Genomic DNA, 17,295 nt, shown 5'->3' with positions numbered 1-17,295 from the left:
CGTGCGGCCCGCCGTCACCCCAGGGCGTCCAACGCCTCCACCGTCTCCAGCGGCACCGTCCGGGCCGCCGTCGCCGCCCGGACGAGCGCCTGCATCACCCGCAGGTCGTCGCCCTGCTCGGGGTGCCACTGCACACCCAGCGTGAAGCCGGGCCCCTCCACCGCCTCCACCGTGCCGTCCGGCGCGTGGGCGCTCACCCGCAGGCCCTCGCCCAGCCGGTCGACGGCCTGGTGGTGGAAGGTCGGCACGGTCAGTTCGCTCTCCGGGAGCAGCCCGCCGAGGAGCGTCCCGGGCACCGGCCGCACCTCGTGCTCGCCGTACTTGCCGGGGGTGCCGCCGTGCACGTCCCGGCCGACCACGTCCGGCAGGTGCTGCACCAGCGAGCCGCCGCAGACCACGTTCAGCACCTGCATGCCCCGGCAGATCCCCAGCAGGGGGATGCCCGCCGCCAGTGCCGCCCGGATCAGCGCCGACTCCCAGACGTCCCGCTCCGGCGAGTCCACCTCGGTCCGCGGGTGCCGCGGCTGCCCGTAGTAGGCCGGGTCGATGTCCGGTCCGCCCACGATGACCAGGGCGTCCAGCCGGGCGAGCACCTCCGGCGCGCGTTCCGGGGCGTCCGGGGGCAGCAGGACCACGATCCCGCCGGAATCCCGTACGTATGCGGTGTACCGCTCGGGCACCAACGCCACCGGGCGGTCCCGCCAGTCGCTCCAACTCACGTCCACCCGATAGGTGCTGACGCCGATGAAAGGCCTGCGATCCATGGCGGGCATTCTCCCCCCGTACCACCCGATACCTCGTCAATCAGGACTCTCGGCGCGCCACACCAGCCCGCCCTCTTTCGCGCCGTCCGCGCCAGGCCGTACGGTTCGCTGTGACCGGATGGTCTCGCTGAGTGATCGAGGAGGTCCCGCCATGCCCGGTACCGGTAGTGCCGCCGAGGGCGCGCCGCGGCGCGCACCGCTCGCCCTGGACGAGCTGCGCACCCTGGTCGACGCCGGCGAGATCCACACCGTCGCGCTGGCCTTCACCGACATGCAGGGCCGCTTGCAGGGCAAGCGCTTCGCCGCCCGCTTCTTCCTCGACGAGGTGGCCGAGCACGGCGCCGAGGCCTGCGACTACCTGCTCGCCGTCGACGTCGACCTCAACACCGTGGACGGCTACGCGCTGTCCTCCTGGGAGACGGGTCACGGGGGCTTCGCCATGCGCCCGGACCTCGCCACCCTGCGGCTCACCCCCTGGCAGCCCGGCACCGCCCAGGTCACCGCGGACCTCACCCGGCAGGGCGGCCACCCGGTCGACGCCGCACCGCGGCAGATGCTGCGCCGCCAGATCGAGCGGCTCGCCGAGTACGGGCTGGCCGCGGACATCGGCACCGAGCTGGAGTTCCTGGTCTTCCGCGACAGCTACGAACAGGCCTGGCTCGGCGGCTACCGCGGCCTGACACCGGCCAACCAGTACAACGTCGACCACTCGATGCTCGGTACCGCCCGGGTCGAGCCGCTGCTCTCCCGGATCCGGGTCGAGATGGCCGGCGCCGGCCTCATCGTGGAGTCCGCCAAGGGCGAGGCCAACCTCGGCCAGCACGAGATCGCCTTCCGCTACGCCGACGCGCTCACCACCTGCGACCAGCACAGCGTGTACAAGACCGGCGCCAAGGAGATCGCCGCCCAGCAGGGCTGCGCGCTCACCTTCATGGCCAAGTACAACGAGCGCGAGGGCAACAGCTGCCACATCCACCTCTCGCTGCGGGACCTCCGCGACCCCGGCGGCCCGGCGGGCGGCCCGGGCGCGCCGGCCTTCGCCGACCGCGACGGCCGGATGACCGACACCATGCGGCACTTCCTCGCCGGCCAGCTCGCCGCGCTGCGCGAGTTCAGCCTGCTCTACGCGCCGAACATCAACTCGTACAAGCGCTACCGCGCCGGCTCCTCCGCCCCGACCGCCGTCGCCTGGGGCCGGGACAACCGCACCTGCGCGTACCGGGTGGTCGGCCGCGGCCCGGGCCTGCGGATGGAGAACCGGGTGCCCGGCGGCGACGTCAACCCGTACCTCGCGGTGGCCGGCATGATCGCGGCCGGGCTGCACGGCCTCCGGGAGAAGCTGGAACTTCCCGCCCCCTGCCTCGGCAACGCCTACTCGGCCGACGAGTACGCCCGGGTGCCCGGCTCGCTGCGCGAGGCGGCCGACCTCTGGGCGGAGAGCGAGCCGGCCCGGGAGGCCTTCGGTGACGACGTGGTCGAGCACTACCTGCACATGGCCCGGGTCGAACAGGCCGCCTACGACAGTGCCGTGACGGACTGGGAGCGCTACCGGTCCTTCGAGCGGATGTGAGCGGGATGTCCGAGCCCGAGCCCGTCCCTGCGCCCGCCCTCGTTGCCGTTCCCGCGTCCGTTGCGGCGCGCGTTCCCGCGCCCGTCCGCGCAGGGAGGAGCCGGTGGTGACCGGAAGCGCCCCGAAGCCCGGGGCCGAGGGCGGGCCCGGCCGGCGCCTGGCCGGCCGGACCGCCGTGGTCACCGGTGCGGGCGGTGCCATCGGCCTGGCAGCCGCCCGCCGGCTCGCCGCCGAGGGCGCGCACGTGGTCTGCACCGACCTCGACGAGGCCGCCGGCCGGGCGGCCGCGAAGGCGGCCGGTGGCCTCTTCGTCCCCGCCGACCTCACCGATCCGTACCTGGTCGAGGCACTGTTCGACGAGGCGTACGAGACCTTCGGCAGTGTGGACGTCGCCTTCAACAACCCGGGCACCGCCCCGTCGCCGGAGGACGACTCCATCCTCACCACCGGGCCGGACACCTGGCGACGCGTGCAGGAGGCCGAGCTGACCTCCGTCTACCTCTGCTGCCGGGCGGCGCTGCCGTACATGCGGCGGCACGGGCGCGGCTCGATCATCAACGCGGCCGGCCTCGGGGCGGTGGCGGGGCCGGCCGGTGCGCAGATCTCCCGCACCGCCGCCAGGGGCGGGGTGCTGGCGCTCTCCCGCGCACTGGGTCTGCAGTTCGCCCGCGAGGGCATCCGGGTGAACGCGCTGCTGCCCGGCCCGGTGGGCTCCCCGCCCGGCCGGTCCGCCCGGCCGGAGGACATCGCGGCCGCGGTGGCCTTCCTGGCCGGTGACGACGCGGCCGCCGTCACCGCGACCGAGTTCCTGGTCGACGCCGTCACCGCGGGCGGCTGAACCGTGGGCGGCCAGGGGCCGCGCGGAGGCCGTTCGAAGACCGTTCCGGGGGGTCGCTGCGCCTTCTCACCGTAATCTCATCGAAAATGCCGGGAATTCGGGGTCGCGCTGATATCGCGTTTATCCGGCTGCCTTTAGATTCTCTCTCGTGAGCGAGCAGATTCCCGCCGGGTGGTACCCGGACCCGAAGGACATCACCGAGCCGAGGCCCCAGCGCTGGTGGGACGGCACGGGCTGGACGGCCGGCACCCGGCCCGCACCCTCGGACGCACCGCCGCCGGAGCACCCGGCGGCCGGGGCTCCGGGGCCGGAGGCGACCGCCGAGACCCGGGTGCTGGAGGGGGAGGTGCTGGAGAGCGGCCCGAGCGTCCGCTACCCCGAGCCACCGCCCTTCGGCACCGCCTACGGCACGCCGGTACCGCCGCCGCCGAAGCAGCGGCGCAAGCCGTCCAAGCTGGTGGTCGCGACGGCCGTGGCGGCGCTGGTCGGCCTGGTGGTCGGCTCCGGGATCACCTACCTGGCGATGGACGACCACGGTGAGACGCGGGCCTCGCACCGCACCGCCCGGCCGGCGCCGAACGGCGAGGACGGCTCCCGCGGCGGGCTGCCCGACTTCGGCGGCCCGGGCGGGAACGGCGGCGGCAACGGGGGAGGCAACGGCCAGGGCGGTGGCAACGGCCAGGGCAACGGCGGTGGCAACGGCCAGGGCAACGGCGGTGGCAACGGCGGTGGCCGGGGCCAGGGCAACGGCCAGAACAAGGGCAGCGACACCGCCGCGGACCTCGTGAACCGGATCACCCTGCCCGTCCCGTCCGGCTGGGAGGGCGGCACCACCAAGGACGGCTTCGCCGCGCTCAGCGTCGGCTCCTACACCTGCGAGGGCGGCGGCACCTGTTCGCTCGGCGGTGCCAACACCGGCGTGATCGGCGGCGCCGGCACCGACGTCCAGGCGGCGGCCAAGGCCGACATCGAGAAGGCGGCCAAGGACTCGTACAACGACCTCAACTCCCACGAGGAGCTGAAGTCGGAGACGGTCAAGGTCGACGGTCGGGACGGCTACCTGGTGCGCTGGAAGGTCGACGCGGCGAAGGGCAACGACGGCTACGTGCAGACCGTGGTCTTCCCGTCCGGGGACGGCAAGTCGCTGATCTCCGTCCACCTGGGCTTCGACATCGCGGACAAGGCGCCGGACGTCGGCGTGATGGACACCATCGTCAAGGGCATCGGCGACTTCACCGGCAACGTGCCGTTCTTCCCGGGCGGCGGGCCGGGTGCCGGTACCGGCACGGGTACTGGCGCCGGCACGGGCACGGGCACTGGCGCCGGAGCCGGAGCCGGCCTGGGCGGTGGGAGCGGCACCACCACGACGGCCTGATCAGCGCTGCTCCGCTCATGCACGGCGGCCCACCCGGAATCGTCCGGGTGGGCCGCCGTCGTGCGGTGCTGCGACGGATTGTGCCCGGACCTGACCGCGCAGGGGTCGGAGGGCGGTCCGGTCCGGGCTTCCGGCGGTCAGGAGTCGCGTCGAACAGCCTCGAAGCGACGGCGCCGGAGAACCATGCCGGCCCAGCCGACGCTGATCGCGGCGGCACCCGCCAGCAGCAGCGGACCGGTGGGCGAGTTACCGCCGACGGCGGCGCTGGCGGTCGGGACGACGGCGCCGGCCGGCTCGGTGACGCCACCGCCGTGACCGTGGTGGGAGACGGTGGACTTGGACTGGCCCGCGGTGATCTGCTCCTCGCTGGGCGCGGCCGGGGCCTGCGCGGCGAGGGCCGTGACGGCCTGGCCGGCGGGGGCGGCGGCGGCGGTCTTGCCGAAGTCGATGTCGGAGCAGCTGTAGAAGGCCTCGGGGCTGTCGGTGCGCTGCCACACGGTGTAGAGCAGCTGGCGGCCGGTGCGCTGCGGCAGCGAGGCGGTGTAGTTGTAGTAGCCGTCCGTCGAGGTGCGGCTGGTCGGCACCGCGGCGACCGGGGCCGGGTCCAGGTCGGACCACTTCAGCGGCTGGGTCGGGTCCCAGCTCTGCTTGGTGATGTAGACGGTCTGGTTGCCCTGGTGCGGGGCGGTGACCCGGAACTTGACGTTCAGGGTGCCCGCGGTGACGGGGGTGGCCGGCCAGTCGGCGCGCGGCAGGTCGAGCGCCTTGTACTTGTCGCGGTTGGCCGAGCAGAGCTTGCCGTCCGGGATCAGCGCCTGGTGGTGGCCGTCCGCGTTGGCGATGTTGACCTCGTTCCAGTCGTAGAGCGGCTGGGTGCCGCTCATCGCCACGAGGTCCTTGCAGATCTGCGACTTCGGGGTCTCCGGGCCTTCGGCGTAGCAGGCGGCGATCCGGCTGACCGGTCCGGTCATGGTGCCGTGGGCGCCGGCGGTGCCCGCGGTGGTGGCCGACACGGCGAGGACCGCGGTGCCGATCACACCGAGGGAGAGGGCGGTGCGCTTGATGGACATGGGGTGGGGACTCCTTGACCTGGTCCGGGTCGAGTCGTGTGGGGGATGGACACGTCTGCCCGAGGGGCCGCCGACCCGGCGCACGGGCCCCTGGCCTGAGCGTATGATTGGACTAGACCAACTGGCAATAGCCGGTTGTGGCGTACTTTTTGACGGACTGTAGTGGTACGCGCAGCGCAAAGGCCCGACGGAAAGCAGGAGTTAGGCTTCCCATCGGGCCTTCTTAAGGTCCGGAAAAGATCAGTCGCGCGGCGGGGTACTCCGGGGGAGGGGTGCCGGGGCCGCCTCGTGCTGGTGCACCACGCTGTTGTACGCCATCACCAGGATGCCACTCGCCGTGCCGTCGCTGAACGTGTTGGTGGTGATCGACACCTGAGCCCCGGCGGGCTGCTGCGGCCCGAACTCGGCGAGGATCGCCTGGAGTTCCGCGGCCGCGCCGGGGTCCTGGCGGACCAGGCGGCGGATCCGGCCGCGCAGCTCGGCGGTGTGGTCGCCGACCGGCTCGGCATCGCCGTCGGCCCGGACCACCTCGACCCGGATCCCCTCCAGCTCGGCGGCCACCTGCTCGGTGTCCCGGCCGCGGCCGAACAGCACGGCGAGCCGTGAACGCACCTGCGTCCAGGCTTCGGTGGCCATCAGTCCGACCACCGTGGTGGCTCCCGTGGTGACCACCTGCTGCACGAGCTCGGCTGCCATGTCGTTCCCCCTTGCTGTTCCGGTCCTGCTGCTGCCACCACGCCAGAGCACCCGCAGGCCGGGCGGGGTGCGGGCGGTCGGAGCGGGCCCGGCGTGGGCCCGTCCCCGGCCCGGCGGAGCGTCAGGAGCGCCAGGAGGGCCGGGGGTGTCAGGAGGGCCGGCAGCACCAGGGAGGGCCGGCAGGGTCAGAGGAAGGTCTTCGCCTCACCCCGGTAGGTCGGGACGCTCCGCGTCACCGTGTCGCCCTCGATCAGGTGCAGTTCGGCGAAGCGCTCGCACAGCTCGCCCGCCTTGGCGTGCCGGAACCAGACCCGGTCGCCGATCAGCAGGTCGTCGGCGGCCGGGCCGAGCAACGGCGTCTGCACCTCGCCGGCGCCCTCCATCGGGTCGTAGCGCAGCCCCTGCGGCAGGTACGGCACCGGCGAACGGTCCGGGCCGGCCGCTCCGGAGGCCGGGTAGCCGCCGCCGAGCACCGTCACCACGCCGAGGCCGGGCCGGCGCACCACGGGCTGCCCGAACAGCGCGGCGGGCCGGCCCCGGAACGCGCGGTAGTGGTCGAACAGCTGCGGCACGTAGAGCCCGGAGCCGGCCGCCACCTCGGTGACCGCCCGTTCGGCCACCGTCGACTCGACGCTGCCGGTGCCACCGCCGTTGACGAACTCCAGCTCGGCCACCGCGCGCAGCCGCCGGACCGCCGCCGCCCGCCGCTCGGCCAGTTCGGTCCGCGCCCTGGCCTGCATCAGCCGGATCAGCCGCGACCGGACCGGACGCCCGGGCAGGTCGTCACCCACCCCGGCGACGTGTCCCTCGTAGGCCATCAGTCCGACCACCCGGAACCCCCGGCGGCGCTGCACCAGTTCGGCGAAGGCGCCGAGGTCCTCGGGGGTGCGCAGCGGCGAGCGCCGGGCGCCGACCCGGACCCGGCCGCCGAGCAGGTGGAGGGCGGTGTCCAGCTCCAGGCAGACCCGCACCTCGGTGGAGCCGGTACGGGCCGCGTCGATCAGGTCCAGCTGGGCCGGGTCGTCCAGCAGCACGGTGATGGTGGCGGCGAGCTCCGGGTCGGCGGTCAGCTCGGCGAAGCCGGCCCGGTCGGCGGAGGGGTAGGCGAGCAGGATGTCGCGCAGGCCCGAGCGGGCCAGCCAGACCGACTCGGCGAGGGTGAAGCTCATCACCCCGGCGAACCCGTCCGTCGCCAGCACCCGTTCCAGCAGCGCCCGGCACCGCACCGACTTGCTGGCCACCCGGACGGGCTTGCCGGCCGCCCGGCGCACCAGGTCGGCGGCGTTGGCGTCGAAGGCCGCCAGGTCGACGACGGCCACCGGGCCGTCCAGATGGGCGGTGGCCCGGTCGTACCGGGCTCGGTCGGCGGCCGGCGTGGGCGCGGCGGCGGTACGGGCAGCAGCTTCGAGCGTGGCCATGCGCGCACCATGCCACACCCTCGCTACCGCCGGGTAGGGGCGCGACGGACCTGTTCGGTGCGAGCCGCCGGGGCGGCCCGGACCGCCGGGAGCACCCGGACGGGGCGCAGGGGCGTCCGGCCGGTCGCCGGAGGCCCGGCCCGGGTGTGAGGTGGCATAGGGTCGGCCGGGTGGACCGCAAGAACATCCCGAACCCAGGATTCGCCGCCGACGACGGCAGCGCCGACCCGGCCCTCGCCGAGGCGCTCGCGCGCTGGTCGCAGGACGGCACCGCCGAGCCCGAGGTGCTCACGGCGCTGGTGCCGACCCGGCTGATGGTCCCGATCGTCGCCGTTCTCGGCGAGGTCGAGGTGGACGAGCACGGGCACAAGCACGAGAAGACCAGTGACATGGCGGTGCCGGTGGTCGAGGCCGCCGACGGCCGCCGTGCCCTGCCGGCCTTCACCTCGATGGAGGCACTGACCCGCTGGCGGGCCGACGCCCGCCCGGCGCCGGTCGCGGCGCCGCAGGCCGCGATGGTCGCCTTCTCGGAGCGCGCCGACACGCTGCTGATCGACCCGGCCGGCCCGGTGCCCTACCAGCTGTCCGGCGCCCGGCTGCGCGCGCTGGCGGAGAACCGGCCGTACCTGCCGCCGGTGCGCGACCCCGAGGTGCGCGAGGCCGTCCGGGCCCTGCTGGCGGCCGAGCCGCAGGTGGTGAGCGGCCTGCTGGCGCCCTACCAGGACGGGGACGGGCTGCTCGCGGTGGTGCTGGACCAGGCGCTCGACCAGCCGGGGGTGCAGGCGGCGGCGCAGCGGGTGGGGCAGGCCGTGGCGGCCGACCCGGTGCTGCGCGTACGGCTCGACCGCGGCCTGAGCCTGGCCGTGCTGCCGGCGGACGCGCAGTTGCCCGGCGAGCCCCTCTACCGGCGCTGAAGGCGCACTGGACGGACGCTGCGCGGCCGGACGCGAAGTGCCCCGCGGATCACGGATCCGCGGGGCACTTCGCGTCCGCCTCCCGCCGGTGCGTACCGGGGTGGCGGCGCGGGCTCAGGCGTGGACCGGCCCGGTGAACTTCTCGCCCGGACCGGTGCCCGGCGCGTCGGGGACGAGGGACGCCTCGCGGAAGGCCAGCTGGAGCGACTTCAGGCCGTCGCGCAGCGGGGCGGCGTGGAAGCTGCTGATCTCGGGGGCGCCGGCGGTGACCAGCCCGGCGAGTGCGGTGATCAGCTTGCGCGCCTCGTCGAGGTCCTTGTCGGCCTCGCCGCCCTCGGCCAGGCCGCACTTCACGGCGGCGGCGCTCATCAGGTGCACCGCCACGGTGGTGATCACCTCGACGGCCGGGACCTCGGCGATGTCCCGGGTGAGGTCGTCGAAACCGATCGCCTCGTTGTCCGCGGCGGGGTTCTGGGTGGGCTCGCTGCTCAAGGGGGGCTCGTTCCGTCGTGCCGGTGTCCGTACACAGGGAGCGTACAAGGGCCGGTCGGAGGGGGCGGAATAGCGTTCGACCCCGGGGGACTGTATGCTTCGAGACTGACCGGCCAGGAGCTCTTCGAGGGCCCCCGGCCAGCAAGAGGAGGCTCCACCCAGGAGGCCCGAGAGGGCAACCGCGAAAGTCTCCCACCCGATCGGCTTCACGGTCGACGGGTCCGGTCCGCGACGGGCGCCCAGGCGCCGGTCGCCCGCAGCGCCCCTCACCGGGCGTCGCCCCCGGTTGTGTGGAGCCCCGCTTGTACCGAGCGGGGCTTTTTTCGTGTCGCGGTGCATGCAGTGCCTACCAGCAAGTCAGGCAGCGCAGCACGAATGAAGCCCCGCCCAGTGGTCGAGTCCACTACGTGCGTCCGCCGTCCGACGGCCGCATCGCAGAAGGTGCAACCTAGGAGGCCCCATCAGCACCGAGCCCCGCATCAACGACCGGATTCGCGTCCCCGAGGTGCGACTCGTCGGTCCCAGCGGCGAGCAGGTCGGCATTGTGCCGCTTGCCAAGGCGTTGGAGCTCGCGCAGGAGTACGACCTCGACCTGGTCGAGGTCGCGGCGACCGCCCGGCCGCCGGTGTGCAAGCTCATGGACTACGGCAAGTTCAAGTACGAGTCGGCCATGAAGGCCCGTGAGGCGCGCAAGAACCAGGCGCACACGGTCATCAAGGAGATGAAGCTCCGGCCGAAGATCGACCCGCACGACTATGACACCAAGAAGGGTCACGTCGTCCGGTTCCTCAAGCAGGGCGACAAGGTCAAGATCACGATCATGTTCCGCGGTCGTGAGCAGTCCCGCCCCGAGCTGGGCTTCCGACTGCTGCAGCGGCTGGCGAACGACGTCCAGGACCTGGGCTTCGTGGAGTCCTCGGCCAAGCAGGACGGCCGTAACATGATCATGGTCCTTGGTCCGCACAAGAAGAAGACCGAGGCGATGGCCGAGGCCCGCGCCCTTGCCGACGCCCGCAAGGCGGAGCGTCAGGGCCGGACCACCGGCCCCGACGCCGAGGGTGACGAGGACGCCGCGCTCGAAGCCGAGAACGCGGCCCTCGAGGCCGAGGCCGACGAGGCGGACACCGACGAGGCCGACGAGGCCGACGTCGAGGACGCCACCGAGGTCGAGCAGCCGGCCGAGGCCTCCCAGGACGCCTGAGCCTTCACCGGCCAGAGCGGTCCGGGGGACCGGCCACCAAGGTGACGGGGCGTCCTGCCCGGTCATCGCAGATCCATCCTTCACGCCCGCGCGGCGACCACCGCGCGGGCGTGGACGGACCGACGAGGAGATACGGCGAAATGCCGAAGCAGAAGACGCACAGTGGCGCCAGCAAGCGCTTCAAGATCAGTGGCTCTGGCAAGGTGCTGCGCGAGCGCGCCGGCCGCCGCCACCTCCTGGAGCATAAGCCCTCGACGCTGACCCGCAAGCTGGCCGGGACCGTCGTCGTGGCCCCCGCTGACGCCAAGAAGATCAAGAAGCTTCTCGGCAAGTGATCGCCTCCCGCCCGGTGCGAGCCGTGAGCGGGGCAGCTGATCCTTCCCGACCCATTCGAATGACGGACCGCGTGAAGTAGTCCGTGGTCCAACCCAAGGAGTAATCAAGTGGCACGCGTCAAGCGGGCAGTGAACGCCCACAAGAAGCGCCGGGTCATCCTGGAGCGCGCCAGCGGCTACCGTGGCCAGCGCTCGCGCCTGTACCGCAAGGCCAAGGAGCAGGTCACCCACTCGCTGGTCTACAACTTCAACGACCGCAAGAAGCGCAAGGGCGACTTCCGTCAGCTGTGGATCCAGCGCATCAACGCTGCGGCCCGTGCCAACGGCATCACCTACAACCGCTTCGTGCAGGGCCTGAAGGCCGCCAGCGTCGAGATCGACCGCAAGATGCTGGCCGACCTCGCGGTGAACGACCCGGGCGCCTTCGCGTCGCTGGTCGAGGTCGCGCAGAAGGCGCTGCCGGCCGACGTGAACGCCCCGAAGGCCGCCGCCGACGCCGCCTGATCCTCCGGATCGGCAGTCGCACCCGACCGGACCCGCAGGCATTTCCTGCGGGTCCGGTTTTGCGTTCCCCCTGTGACGGCCGGCGCCCCGGCGCGCACCACCGTCACCAGCGCCCCCGGCGCACCGCCACCGGCTCCCCGCCACAGAGACGAGACCATGCCGACCACCGACACCCCTCTGCTCACCTCCCTGCGCTCGCCGCGCGTCGTCGCCGCCCGCCGGCTCGCCAAGCGGAACCAGCGCACGAAGGAGCGCCGCTTCCTCGTCGAGGGGCCGCAGGCCGTCCGGGAGGCCGTCGCGTTCGGGAAGCTGCCGGGTACGGACGAGCACGCCGTGGTCGAGGTGTACGTCACCCCGGAGGCCGCCGAGCGGCACGCCGGCATCGTGGCGGCCGCGGTCGCCGAGGGGCTGCCGGTGCTCACCGCCACCGACGAGGTGGTCGCGGACATCTGCGACACCGTGACCCCGCAGGGCATCGTGGCGCTCTGCCGGTTCATCGACACCCCGTTCGCCGAGGTGCTGAAGGCCCGCCCGAAGCTGGTCGCCGTGCTGGCCCACGTCCGTGACCCCGGCAACGCCGGCACCGTGCTGCGCACCGCCGACGCGGCCGGCGCGGACGCGGTGGTGCTCACCGACGCCTCGGTGGACCTCTACAACCCGAAGGCCGTCCGGGCCTCCGTCGGCAGCCTGTTCCACCTCCCGGTCGCCGTCGGCGTGCCGGTCGAGGAGGCCGTCGGCCGGCTGCGCGAGGCCGGTGTGCGGGTGCTCGCCGCGGACGGCGCGGGGGAGCGCGACCTCGACCAGGAGCTGGACGAGGGCACGCTGGGCGCACCCGGCGCATGGGTGTTCGGCAACGAGGCGTGGGGGCTCCCGGAGGAGACCCGCGCACTCACCGACGAGGTCGTGCGCGTGCCGATCCACGGACACGCAGAGAGCCTCAACCTGGCCACGGCCGCCGCCGTCTGCCTCTACGCCTCCGCGCGGGCGCAGCGCTCGCCGGGCGGGTGCCGCGCAGGGGGGTAGCCGCCCCCGGAAGTCGTCACGGGCCCTACTACCAGGGGCTGCGAGACGCTAGGGTCTGCCTCGGTGGGGGGAAAGACACGGTGGGTAATCGGGGAGGACACCCATGGTCGGCAGCGGGGCGGAGCTCGACCCTGACGAGCTCCCGGACGGCCTGGTGGTCGCCGATGCGGAAGGCCGGGTGGTCTGCTTCAACCGGGCCGCCGCCCGGCTGACCGGCATCCGGCCGGAGGCGGCGCTCGGCTGCCCGCTGGCGGACGTCCTCCCGCTGGAGGACCTCGACGGCCGCCGCTGGTGGCAGCTGACCGACCCGTACGGCGGCCTGGCGATCCGCACCAGCCAGCCGGAGCGCAACCTGCTGCTGCCCGGCGGGCGCGAGGTGCTGGTCTCGGCCCGGTACGTGCGGGAGCGCCCGCAGGGGCGGCTGGAGCGGCTGGTGGTCGCGCTGCGCGGCACCGAGGCGCGCCGCCGCACCGAGCGCAGCCACGCCGAGCTGATCGCCACGGTGGCGCACGAGCTGCGCTCGCCGCTCACCAGCGTCAAGGGGTTCACGGCGACCCTGCTGGCCAAGTGGGAGCGGTTCACCGACGGCCAGAAGCGGCTGATGCTGGAGACGGTCGACGCCGACGCGGACCGCGTCACCCGGCTGATCGCCGAGCTGCTGGACATCTCGCGGATCGACGCCGGCCGGCTGGAGCTGCGCAAGCAGGTGGTGGACCTCGCCGCGACGGTGCACCGGCACGTGGCCCGCAAGGTCGCGACCGGCATCCCCGAGGACCGCTTCGACATCCGGATCAGCGAGCCGCTCACCGTGCTCTGGGCCGATCCGGACAAGGTCGACCAGGTGCTGGGCAACCTGCTGGAAAATGCGGTGCGGCACGGCGAGGGAACTGTCACGATCGAGGTGGCACCGGCCAAGGAGGTCGTCGAGGCTCCCGTCTGGGAGCGCTCCGGCACCCCGCCCCGCATCCTGGAAGGCACCGCGGTCACCGTGAGCGACGAAGGAACCGGCATCCCCGAGGAGTCGATGCCGCGCGTCTTCACCCGCTTCTGGCGGGGCTCCAAGCGCGGCGGCACGGGCCTGGGCCTGTACATCGTCAAGGGCGTCGTGGAGGCCCACGGCGGCTCGATCCGGGTCGACCGCGCGCCCGGCGGCGGCGCCCGGTTCCGATTTATCCTGCCCGCCGGTGTGCCGGACTTCATGCTCTGACGGAGCGCGGAGACCGGCCCGGGCCGCTCCGGGATCCTCCGGAGCCGCCGGCCGGCGGGCGTCACGACGGGCGCGCTACGCGCTGCGACTACAATCGACCTTTGGCGTTGCGCAACGCCCTGCGCGGCCGTGCCGCGGACACCCTCCCCGAGTACCGAGGCGGGGGCTGCCCGTGCCCCGGCCACGCCGGGCGTGACGCGGAAGGCGTTTGCCCCCCTTACCTGAGCACGGACGAGCAGGAGCACGGGAAGATAGAGATGTCGGCACCCAACAAGTCTTACGACCCGGTCGAGGTCGAGGCCCTCAAGCCCGAGGTGGTGGAGCAGGCCCGGGACGAGGCCTTCGAGGCCTTCGCCGCCGCCACCTCCCTCGACGAGCTGAAGCAGGCCAAGGTCGCCCACACCGGCGACCGCTCCGCGCTCTCCCTCGCCAACCGCGAGATCGGCGCCCTGCCCCCGCACGCCAAGGCCGCCGCCGGCAAGCTGATCGGCCAGGCCCGCGGCGCCGTCAACCAGGCCCTCGCCAAGCGCCAGGTCGAGCTGGAGGCGGAGCGCGACGCCCGCGTGCTGGTCGAGGAGGCGGTGGATGTCACGCTGCCCTACGACCGTGCGCCGCGCGGCGCCCGGCACCCGCTGACCACGCTGGCCGAGCGCATCGAGGACACCTTCGTCGCGATGGGCTACGAGGTCGCCGAGGGCCCCGAGGTCGAGGCCGAGTGGCTGAACTTCGACGCCCTCAACCTGGGCCCGGACCACCCGGCCCGCTCGATGCAGGACACCTTCTTCGTCCGCGCCCCGGACGGCTCCGCCGACTCCGGCGTGGTGCTGCGCACCCAGACCTCGCCGGTCCAGGCCCGCACCATGCTCGACCGCGAGCCCCCCATCTACGTCGTCTGCCCCGGCCGGGTCTACCGGACGGACGAGCTGGACGCCACCCACACCCCGGTCTTCCGGCAGGTCGAGGGGCTGGCCGTGGACGAGGGCATCACCTTCGCCGACCTCAAGGGCACCATCGAGCAGCTGGTCTCCAAGCTGATCGGCGACGGCCTGGAGCTGCGCTGGCGCCCCTCGTACTTCCCGTTCACCGAGCCGAGCGCCGAGATCGACCTGCAGTGCTTCGTCTGCCGCGGCGAGTCCGTCGGCAACCCGGACCGGCCCTGCCGCACCTGCTCCTCCGAGGGCTGGATCGAGCTCGGCGGCTGCGGCGTGGTCAACCCGCGGGTGCTGGTCGCCTGCGGCATCGACCCGAACCGCTACAGCGGGTTCGCCTTCGGCCTGGGCCTGGAGCGAATCCTGATGAACCGTCACAACGTCGCCGACATGCGCGACATGGTCGAGGGTGATGTGCGCTTCACCCTCCCGTTCGGGATGGAGATCTGATGCGCGTCCCGCTTTCCTGGCTGCGCGAGTACGTCGACCTGCCGGCCGGCGAGACCGGCCGTGACGTCGCGGAGCGGCTCGTCCGGGCCGGCCTGGAGGTCGAGACCGTCGAGCAGATCGGCGCCGACCTCAAGGGTCCGCTGGTGGTCGGCCAGGTGCTCTCGATCGAGGAGCTGAGCGGCTTCAAGAAGCCGATCCGGCACTGCTTCGTCAACGTCGGCGACGCCAACGGCACCGGCGAGCCGCAGGAGATCGTCTGCGGCGCGACCAACTTCGCCGTCGGCGACAAGGTCGTCGTGGTGCTCCCGGGCGCCGTGCTGCCCGGCCCGTTCCCGATCGCCGCCCGGCAGACCTACGGCCACACCTCGGCCGGCATGATCTGCTCCGCCCGCGAGCTGGGCATGGGCGACGACCACCACGGCATCATCGTGCTCCCGCCCGAGTTCGAGCCCGGCACCGACGCGATCGAGCTGCTCCAGCTCGTCGACGAGGTGCTGGACATCGCCGTCACCCCGGACCGCGGCTACTGCCTCTCGATGCGCGGCGTCGCCCGCGAGGCCGCTGCCGCCTACGGGCTGCCGCTGGCCGACCCGGCGCTGCTCGACGTGCCGCCGGCCAACTCCTTCGGCTACCTGGTCAAGGTCGCCGACCCGGCCGGCTGCGACCGTTTCGTCGCCCGTACGGTCATCGGCCTCGACCCGGCCGCGAAGTCCCCGCTCTGGCTCCAGCGCCGGCTGCAGAAGGCGGGCATCCGCCCGATCTCGCTGGCCGTCGACATCACCAACTACGTGATGCTCGAAGTCGGCCAGCCGCTGCACGCGTACGACAAGCAGCGGGTGGACGGGCCGATCGTGGTCCGCCGCGCCGAGGCGGGCGAGACCCTCACCACCCTCGACGGCGTGACGCGCAAGCTCTCCGCCGAGGACGTGCTGATCTGCGACAACAGCGGCCCGATCGGCCTGGCCGGTGTGATGGGCGGCGCCTCCACCGAGATCCTCGACCCGGCCGCCGGCCCGGGCACCACCGAGGTGATCATCGAGGCGGCGCACTTCGATCCGGTCGCCATCGCCCGCGGTGCCAAGCGGCACAAGCTGCCCTCCGAGGCGTCCAAGCGCTTCGAGCGCGGCGTCGACCCGGAGGCCGCCCGGGCCGCCGCGCAGCGCGCCGTCGACCTGCTGGTGCTGATCGCCGGCGGTACCGCCGAGGCCGGTGTCACCGACATCGCCGCCCCGCACCCGCTGCGCACCATCACCATCGCCGCCGACCTGCCCGACCGGGTGGCCGGCACCGCGTACGGCCGCGAGACCGTCACCCGGCGGCTGCAGGAGATCGGCTGCTCCGTCGCGGGCGCCGACGTCCTGGAGGTCACCCCGCCGACCTGGCGCCCGGACCTCACCGACCCCTACGACCTGGCCGAGGAGGTCATCCGCCTGGAGGGGTACGACAACGTCCCCGCCCGGATGCCCACCGTGCCGCCCGGCAAGGGCCTGACCGAGGCCCAGCGGATGCACCGCCGGGTCGGCGTGGCGCTGGCCGCGGCGGGCTACGTCGAGGTCAACAACTACCCGTTCGTCGGCGAGGCCGCCTTCGACGCCCTCGGCCTGGAGAAGGACGACCCGCGCCGCCGCACGGTGAAGCTGGTCAACCCGCTCAACGACGAGGAGCCGGCGCTGCGCACCACGCTGCTGCCGGGCCTGCTCGGGGCGCTGCGCCGCAACGTCGGCCGCGGCAACACCGACCTGGCGATCTTCGAGACGGGCACCGTCTTCCTGCCCAAGGACGAGCTGTCCGTCGCGCCGCGCCCGGCCGTCGACCGCCGTCCGAGCGATGAGGAGCTCGCCGCTCTCGACGCCGCGCTGCCGCACCAGCCGCGCCGGGTCGCCGTCGCGCTGGCCGGGGAGCGGCTGCCCTCCGGCTGGTGGGGCAAGGGCAGCACCGCCTCCTGGGCGGACGCCGTCGAGGCGGCCCGCACGGTGGCCCGCGCCGCCGGCGTCGAGCTGACCGTGCGCCAGGGCCGGCTGATGCCCTGGCACCCGGGCCGCTGCGCCGAGCTGGTCGTCGCCGGCACCGACCGGGTGGTCGGCCACGCCGGTGAGCTGCACCCGCGCGTGGTGAAGGCGATGGGCCTGCCCGAGCGCACCAGCACGATGCAGATCGACCTGGACCTGCTCACCGCCGACGGTGCCGAGCGGGTCTCCGGCCCGGCCGTCTCCGGCTTCCCGGTGGCCACCCAGGACGTCGCACTGATCGTGGACGCCGCCGTGCCGGCGGCCGACGTCGAGGCCGCGCTGCGGACCGGCGCCGGCGAACTGCTGGAGGGCATCCGGCTGTTCGACGTCTTCACCGGTGAGCAGGTCGGCGAGGGCAAGAAGTCGCTGGCGTACGCGCTGCGCTTCCGCGCCACGGACCGCACGCTGACCGCGGACGAGGCGGGTGCCGCCCGCGAGGCGGCCGTCGCCGAGGCCCTCGCCCGTACGGGCGCGGTGCTGCGCGGCGCCTGACCCGCGGG

At 73.6% G+C, this 17,295-nt stretch carries 16 protein-coding genes; 11 read left to right on the top strand and 5 right to left on the bottom strand.

What is annotated here, in order from left to right:
• Positions 1 to 14: 14 nt before the first annotated feature.
• Positions 15 to 764 (bottom strand): gamma-glutamyl-gamma-aminobutyrate hydrolase family protein, encoded by a 750-nt coding sequence (locus OH807_RS10385; RefSeq protein WP_406196710.1) that lies wholly within the window; start codon positions 762 to 764, stop codon positions 15 to 17.
• A gap of 151 nt (positions 765 to 915) precedes the next feature.
• Here OH807_RS10385 and OH807_RS10380 point away from each other — a divergent pair, with 151 nt between their 5' ends.
• The 3 genes from OH807_RS10380 (at position 916) to OH807_RS10370 (ending at position 4,547) form a co-directional block, all read left to right on the top strand.
• Positions 916 to 2,334, top strand: coding sequence for a glutamine synthetase family protein (locus OH807_RS10380; RefSeq protein ID WP_406196708.1), 1,419 nt, complete (start codon positions 916 to 918; stop codon positions 2,332 to 2,334).
• Between the two features lie 103 nt (positions 2,335 to 2,437).
• Entirely contained in the window at positions 2,438 to 3,172 is a 735-nt protein-coding gene (locus tag OH807_RS10375; RefSeq protein ID WP_406196706.1) for an SDR family oxidoreductase, read from the top strand.
• 148 nt (positions 3,173 to 3,320) lie between these two features.
• Positions 3,321 to 4,547 (top strand): DUF2510 domain-containing protein, encoded by a 1,227-nt coding sequence (locus OH807_RS10370; protein ID WP_406196704.1) that lies wholly within the window; start codon positions 3,321 to 3,323, stop codon positions 4,545 to 4,547.
• Positions 4,548 to 4,684: 137 nt separating this feature from the next.
• Here OH807_RS10370 and OH807_RS10365 read toward each other — a convergent pair whose 3' ends face one another.
• The 3 genes from OH807_RS10365 to OH807_RS10355 form a co-directional block, all read right to left on the bottom strand.
• Positions 4,685 to 5,617: a lytic polysaccharide monooxygenase gene (locus OH807_RS10365; protein ID WP_406196702.1), complete on the bottom strand. Its 933-nt coding sequence runs from the start codon at positions 5,615 to 5,617 to the stop codon at positions 4,685 to 4,687.
• 240 nt (positions 5,618 to 5,857) lie between these two features.
• Complete coding sequence (locus tag OH807_RS10360; protein ID WP_406196700.1) at positions 5,858 to 6,313, bottom strand: hypothetical protein; 456 nt, start codon at positions 6,311 to 6,313, stop codon at positions 5,858 to 5,860.
• Positions 6,314 to 6,498: 185 nt separating this feature from the next.
• Positions 6,499 to 7,731 (bottom strand): amino acid deaminase/aldolase, encoded by a 1,233-nt coding sequence (locus tag OH807_RS10355; RefSeq protein ID WP_406196698.1) that lies wholly within the window; start codon positions 7,729 to 7,731, stop codon positions 6,499 to 6,501.
• Positions 7,732 to 7,901: 170 nt separating this feature from the next.
• Here OH807_RS10355 and OH807_RS10350 point away from each other — a divergent pair, with 170 nt between their 5' ends.
• Positions 7,902 to 8,645 (top strand): SseB family protein, encoded by a 744-nt coding sequence (locus OH807_RS10350; protein WP_406196695.1) that lies wholly within the window; start codon positions 7,902 to 7,904, stop codon positions 8,643 to 8,645.
• A gap of 114 nt (positions 8,646 to 8,759) precedes the next feature.
• Here OH807_RS10350 and OH807_RS10345 read toward each other — a convergent pair whose 3' ends face one another.
• Positions 8,760 to 9,137 carry a DUF1844 domain-containing protein gene (locus OH807_RS10345; protein WP_406196693.1) on the bottom strand — a complete coding sequence of 126 codons (378 nt, stop codon included), beginning with the start codon at positions 9,135 to 9,137 and terminating at the stop codon, positions 8,760 to 8,762.
• A 460-nt stretch (positions 9,138 to 9,597) separates the two neighbouring features.
• Here OH807_RS10345 and infC point away from each other — a divergent pair, with 460 nt between their 5' ends.
• From infC to pheT, 7 genes are all read left to right on the top strand, one after another.
• Positions 9,598 to 10,338, top strand: coding sequence for a translation initiation factor IF-3 (infC, locus tag OH807_RS10340; RefSeq protein WP_406210867.1), 741 nt, complete (start codon positions 9,598 to 9,600; stop codon positions 10,336 to 10,338).
• 140 nt (positions 10,339 to 10,478) lie between these two features.
• Entirely contained in the window at positions 10,479 to 10,673 is a 195-nt protein-coding gene (gene rpmI, locus OH807_RS10335; RefSeq protein WP_329486877.1) for a 50S ribosomal protein L35, read from the top strand.
• 108 nt (positions 10,674 to 10,781) lie between these two features.
• A complete protein-coding gene (rplT, locus tag OH807_RS10330; protein ID WP_030055649.1) occupies positions 10,782 to 11,177 on the top strand; it encodes a 50S ribosomal protein L20 in 396 nt (131 codons plus the stop codon).
• A gap of 156 nt (positions 11,178 to 11,333) precedes the next feature.
• Positions 11,334 to 12,200 (top strand): TrmH family RNA methyltransferase, encoded by an 867-nt coding sequence (locus OH807_RS10325; protein WP_406196690.1) that lies wholly within the window; start codon positions 11,334 to 11,336, stop codon positions 12,198 to 12,200.
• Between the two features lie 103 nt (positions 12,201 to 12,303).
• On the top strand, positions 12,304 to 13,407 hold the full coding sequence (locus tag OH807_RS10320; RefSeq protein WP_406196688.1) for an ATP-binding protein: 1,104 nt from the start codon (positions 12,304 to 12,306) through the stop codon (positions 13,405 to 13,407).
• 257 nt (positions 13,408 to 13,664) lie between these two features.
• Complete coding sequence (gene pheS, locus OH807_RS10315) at positions 13,665 to 14,786, top strand: phenylalanine--tRNA ligase subunit alpha (RefSeq protein ID WP_406196686.1); 1,122 nt, start codon at positions 13,665 to 13,667, stop codon at positions 14,784 to 14,786.
• Positions 14,786 to 17,287, top strand: coding sequence for a phenylalanine--tRNA ligase subunit beta (gene pheT, locus OH807_RS10310; RefSeq protein ID WP_406196684.1), 2,502 nt, complete (start codon positions 14,786 to 14,788; stop codon positions 17,285 to 17,287). The genes pheS and pheT overlap by 1 nt, the downstream gene beginning before the upstream one ends.
• Positions 17,288 to 17,295: the final 8 nt, after the last annotated feature.

It is taken from the genome of Kitasatospora sp. NBC_01560 (assembly GCF_045208415.1).
In the GTDB taxonomy this organism is placed as follows: Bacteria; Actinomycetota; Actinomycetes; order Streptomycetales; family Streptomycetaceae; genus Kitasatospora.
Note: the sequence above shows the minus strand (reverse complement) of the source record. Positions and strands in the feature narration are given on the sequence as shown.

Bases quoted from the DNA above. Each gene is read 5' to 3' on its own strand.
- OH807_RS10320 (WP_406196688.1), top strand. From the start codon at position 12,304: ATGGTCGGCAGCGGGGCGGAGCTCGACCCTGACGAGCTCCCGGACGGC.
- rpmI (WP_329486877.1), top strand. From the start codon at position 10,479: ATGCCGAAGCAGAAGACGCACAGTGGCGCCAGCAAGCGCTTCAAGATC.
- OH807_RS10385 (WP_406196710.1), bottom strand. From the start codon at position 764: ATGGATCGCAGGCCTTTCATCGGCGTCAGCACCTATCGGGTGGACGTG.
- OH807_RS10355 (WP_406196698.1), bottom strand. From the start codon at position 7,731: ATGGCCACGCTCGAAGCTGCTGCCCGTACCGCCGCCGCGCCCACGCCG.
- OH807_RS10380 (WP_406196708.1), top strand. From the start codon at position 916: ATGCCCGGTACCGGTAGTGCCGCCGAGGGCGCGCCGCGGCGCGCACCG.
- pheT (WP_406196684.1), top strand. From the start codon at position 14,786: ATGCGCGTCCCGCTTTCCTGGCTGCGCGAGTACGTCGACCTGCCGGCC.
- OH807_RS10325 (WP_406196690.1), top strand. From the start codon at position 11,334: ATGCCGACCACCGACACCCCTCTGCTCACCTCCCTGCGCTCGCCGCGC.
- OH807_RS10360 (WP_406196700.1), bottom strand. From the start codon at position 6,313: ATGGCAGCCGAGCTCGTGCAGCAGGTGGTCACCACGGGAGCCACCACG.
- OH807_RS10365 (WP_406196702.1), bottom strand. From the start codon at position 5,617: ATGTCCATCAAGCGCACCGCCCTCTCCCTCGGTGTGATCGGCACCGCG.
- pheS (WP_406196686.1), top strand. From the start codon at position 13,665: ATGTCGGCACCCAACAAGTCTTACGACCCGGTCGAGGTCGAGGCCCTC.